The organism is Psychrobacter sp. Ps6, from assembly GCF_022129235.1.
Lineage (GTDB): Bacteria > Pseudomonadota > Gammaproteobacteria > Pseudomonadales > Moraxellaceae > Psychrobacter.
The window spans coordinates 1-1,339 of record NZ_JADQAI010000138.1 but is presented as its reverse complement, the minus strand read 5'-3'; the positions used below and the strand labels follow the sequence as shown (position 1 = coordinate 1,339).

Sequence of the window (1,339 nt, the reverse complement as noted above, 5' to 3'; positions counted from 1 at the left end):
AATAAACTCCCCGTCATATCCCAACGCACTTCCCCCTCATAACCTACTGCATTGGTGCCATTTGCAGTCACAGGAATACAGGTCAGTGAAGCGGGTATAGAGCCTGAGGTGCAATCAATCGCTTGAGAAAGCTCGGTATAACTTGGCGTACTATCAAAAATACTCACATCGGTTAAGTCACCACTGCCCACATTGGTAAAGGTAATCGTGTATTCCAACACATCACCCGGACGGCCTTGGTTACTCACCCCAATCGCAGTGCCCTGTGTAATATTACGCACCGTTTTCTCTAATTTAAGTTCACCTGCGCCACTAAACGTCGCTCGAACCGTATCTTTATCAAGTACTTGTCGAGTCACTCCATGGCCAGTGGCGGCACTGTCAGTAAACGTCATGTCTGCAGCAATATCGTAGTGATATAAAGCGTTAAGTGGCGCATCTGCTGGCACAAATACCTTACTAAGTAGACATACAGCGGTATTGCCACTTACTGCAACTGGATTGACAATTTGAGCATCAGCCCCATCTATTGCCCCATTACAATCATTATCTTGGTAGAGCACCGCATTCCAACCATCATTAGCAGGTTCAACTTCTGTATTAATGATTGAGAAATTCACGCTCCCTGCTGTCGCAGCGGTAAATTTATGAGAGAACAGCACCGATTTACCCGGCTCTGCTTCACTGAAATTATCTGGCTCCATACGGGGCTCTTGCACTTTACCAAAATCTAATCCAGAGATGTCATCCCCCGCATTAGCATTCACGCTCATTTGACTGTCGGTCACGCTGCTACTGGTAACTTGCGTAATGCCCGTCACATCGGCTTCACTGATGTCGATCCAATCCGCCTGCTTGACTACGTCTAACAGCAGATCTTTACCTGAGAAATCCACCCCTATCACAAACTGGTAAGAGCCATCACCTGAGGTAAGGTCTGTGGCTATAACATCACCGGATGTAAAGCCTGTCACTCCAGTATCATTAAAGGTTACCGTTACCGTAAAGTTACCTAGACCGACCTCTGAGCCCTCTTGTAGCCCATCATGCGCAGCGGTTGCCCCTCCAACGCCGTTGTCTTCAAACACGACGCCACTGAGTACAATTCGATTCAGCAGTTCAAACCAGTGATCTTCCACTTCACCATCATTTGCAGCACCATCAAAGGTATTACAGCTGTTAGCACTAGAGCACAGACGCACTCGCATCACAGTATTGCCATTAAACCCTTCGGCACTGGCAGCATCTAATATGACCGAGATACTGTTGTTGCCCGTTGTGACTGCTTGATCGTTAATTAACTGCTCATTGCTATCGGCAAAATCACCATCATTGTTTA

Annotated in this window: 1 protein-coding gene; it reads right to left on the bottom strand. The window is 47.0% G+C overall.

Annotation, left to right across the window (positions count from 1 at the left end; genetic code table 11):
- On the bottom strand, positions 1-1,339 hold a 1,339-nt coding region (locus tag I3255_RS14385; RefSeq protein WP_238039433.1), incomplete at both ends, for a GEVED domain-containing protein.